Genomic DNA, 3001 nt, shown 5'->3' with positions numbered 1-3001 from the left:
GACACGGACCTGATGCTCGGGCTTGTCCTGGGCCGCAAAGGCGTTCGACAGGAGGTTCGAGAACAGAAGCTCCATCTCGTCCTCATAGCCCTCCAGCATCGGCAGGGGGCACAGCGACAGATCCACAAGCTTCGCCTTGGTCGGGAAGCTCGCGACCACACGCCGGATAATGGCATTGAGGTCATACGCCCCTGCCCGGTGCGTGTGCCGACCCTTGAGAAGCCCGGTCATGGTCGAGACAAGTGCATGGCCCTTGCGGACCTGATCGAGAATCTTGGCCTGACGTTCCTCGGCCGAGAAAGCATCCCCCGCCAGCAGAAGCGCTTCGATGTTCGAGAACGGCGTCTTGATATCGTGGTTATATTCATTGAGGCGGGAGACAACCGACAAGGTTTTCTCAGCTTCATCCAGGCTCGATTCCAGCCGCATCATGGCGAGCAAGTTCTCAAGCACAGGGCCGACCTCACCACCGAACCAATTGAGGAGACGGATATCGTCGTAGGAGAATTGCTCTGTCTTCTTCGGCGCCCCCAGAAGAATAAAGCCCACGGTCTCATCGGCGATCCGCACCGGCACCAAGGCGCTGGCACCAAGCCGCGCAAAGTCCCCTTTAAAGGCCGGCGCCGCTTCGTCATAGAAGAGCGTTTCTTCTTGTGCCAGAAGCATCTGGAAGAAAGCCCCCTCTCCAATTGGAGACACAGGCGCCGAGGTTTGCTTCTCCCTGGGGTCGAACAGACGCAGGCCATCCCCCGCCTCACCGAAAAGGCGCGGCACAAGGTGGATGCTGTAACTGTCGACACGCACGAGTTTCAGGCAGAGCTCGTCGGTGACTTGGCGAAAACCGTCTGGAGTCGCGCAATTTTTCAGCGCCTTCAGCAGCCATTCGCGCGTGAAATCATAATGGTATTCTTCCGGGAACAGATAGGCATCAGCCAGCGCGCCAAGCTTACGGGTTAGCGGCGGATAGATTTCAAACAGGGCAAACAGGGCAGCGATTTCTATCGCCAGTGTTTCAGATGATGAAACCGAGAAATGGCCGAGGGTTACCGTAAGCCCGAGGAAAGCCAACATCAGACAAACAAATGACACCGCCCGTACCAAGACAGCGCGGAACGCCTGACTGACATGAACGACATGATACCGGAGCAGCGCATAGCTCAGACCTGCAAGCCCGACCAGATTACCGGCCATGCCAAATAACTTGGAATGGTTGAAGCTGAGAATACCCAGCATCGCGCCCATGCCAATAGAGACCGCCAGCCACCAGATGCGCTGGCGTTCGCGGAACAAAGCGTGCCTGTAGGCCGTGACGGCGACGGCGACACTGATCAGGCAAGCGCTGACGAAGTTGACCTCATGAAGATGAGATACCAGGTCCGGCGCTGTGGTATAGCCCGCTCCGCTCATCACCAGCACACTCGGCTGGACCATAAGGTTCCAGATATACAGGCCAGTGCTGAAAAGCGCCGAGGCGACAATGGTCAGCTTGAGCTGTCGGGTTAATTCCGTGCGGGTCACCAAGCAGGTAAACAGCATCATCGCAGGGGCAATGAAGAACATCCCAAAACGCAAGGGATGGAGCCAGGCCGCAAGGTCGACGACATCCTGGGTCGAGGTCTCAAGATAAAGGGTATAGGTCCAGACAGCGAAACAGAACCATAGAAGCGCGAAAGCCTGACTCGTACGCCTCCTTGATACGCGGAGCACACCAAGGGCAACGGCCAAATCAACAAGCGCGACGACCAGATATCCTGTCAATCGAAAGTTCCTTCAGTTCGGAGCAGGGGCACTTCACAGCCCACAATATACAATCTATAGGGTATATCAGCTCGCGCATTTTTTAGCAATGGCGAGGCTGCAATCACAGCCTCGCAGGTCTTTATGGATCGACACAAACCGATCAGCACAGCCCGAAGCGCTGCAACGTCCTGTATTTGGGATCAGTCTGAACCTTCCGACGCGCTATGCGCAGGTCACACGCCATCAGGACCACATCGAAATCCAGTGCCAATGACTTTTTGACCCCGGAAATCTCCTCGAACTGCATGGTCTTATAGAAATCCGTCTGCGTTGCGCGCGGCGATGTCAGAATGAAATCCGCCCCATTTTCAAGAGCGCGGTCAAAGACAAACTTGAACAGCTTGAACTTCAAGCGCAGCGCCTTGTGCTGGAAATTCGGATGGACGACGAATTTGTTGGATTCGACCATACAGGTATCCGCGCCGATGTGCTCTTCCACTTCGTCCGGGAACAGCTCCTGCGCCGGGATCATCAGGTGCGGCTTTTCCGGCCGGTAGATGCAGGCCCTGATCGCACCCGCCGGCTTGCCATCAATATACTCAATATGGGAATGGCAGTTGGGTGCGGCATCATACGGGTCCATGAACATATGGTCTTCATTCTCCCGGATCGACGCCTTGTCCAGATAAGCCGTGTAGCGGAGCGAATAAACCTGCTGGTTGGTAGTCTGCTGGTGTTGAGGGGTTAACATCACAATCTCCCGTCTTTCGGTTAAACAGAGTGAAAACGAGCCTTTCGGCCCGCCCACAGTGTAAACTGATGGGGGACAAGCTGTTACGCTTAATGCGTGTACTATAACCGATAAGCGATAAGAAGGCCGTGGAGAGAGCCCGGGCGCGCCTTAAATTGCCGCAGGCATTTTGGTCTTGGCGTGCCGACTAATGGCTTCCCGCGGCACGGGAAGGGAGAAGGTAAATTCGGTGCCGATGCCTTCCTCGCTTGTGACGACGATGGTGCCGCCATGGGCATCCACGATGCGGCGGACGACACCCAGCCCGACACCATTGCCGCCTTCAGACCGCCGCGCGCTTTCGAGGCCCTGCCAGAAATGGTCCAGCCGTGCGGCGGGAATACCGCGGCCATTGTCCTGCACACAGCAGCCAACCCGGCCCTCATCCGCCCAGGTCCAGACACGGACCTGATGCTCGGGCTTGTCCTGGGCCGCAAAGGCGTTCGACAGGAGGTTCGAGAACAGAAGCTC

General features: G+C 56.7%; 2 protein-coding genes and 1 pseudogene. All 3 read right to left on the bottom strand.

Annotated features, from left to right (window positions below; translation table 11 throughout):
- A pseudogene (locus K6118_RS17155) lies at positions 1-1758 on the bottom strand (hypothetical protein); the annotation flags it as partial.
- A gap of 142 nt (positions 1759-1900) precedes the next feature.
- The gene (locus K6118_RS17150) at positions 1901-2491 is read right to left on the bottom strand and encodes an N-acyl amino acid synthase FeeM domain-containing protein (RefSeq protein ID WP_247121724.1); all 591 of its coding nucleotides are present in this window, start codon (positions 2489-2491) and stop codon (positions 1901-1903) included.
- Between the two features lie 150 nt (positions 2492-2641).
- The coding region (locus K6118_RS17145) for a sensor histidine kinase (RefSeq protein ID WP_247121723.1) at positions 2642-3001 on the bottom strand (360 nt) is incomplete at its 5' end.

It is taken from the genome of Kordiimonas marina (assembly GCF_023006325.1).
Taxonomy (GTDB): domain Bacteria; phylum Pseudomonadota; class Alphaproteobacteria; order Sphingomonadales; family Kordiimonadaceae; genus Kordiimonas; species Kordiimonas marina.
Note: the sequence above shows the minus strand (reverse complement) of the source record. Positions and strands in the feature narration are given on the sequence as shown.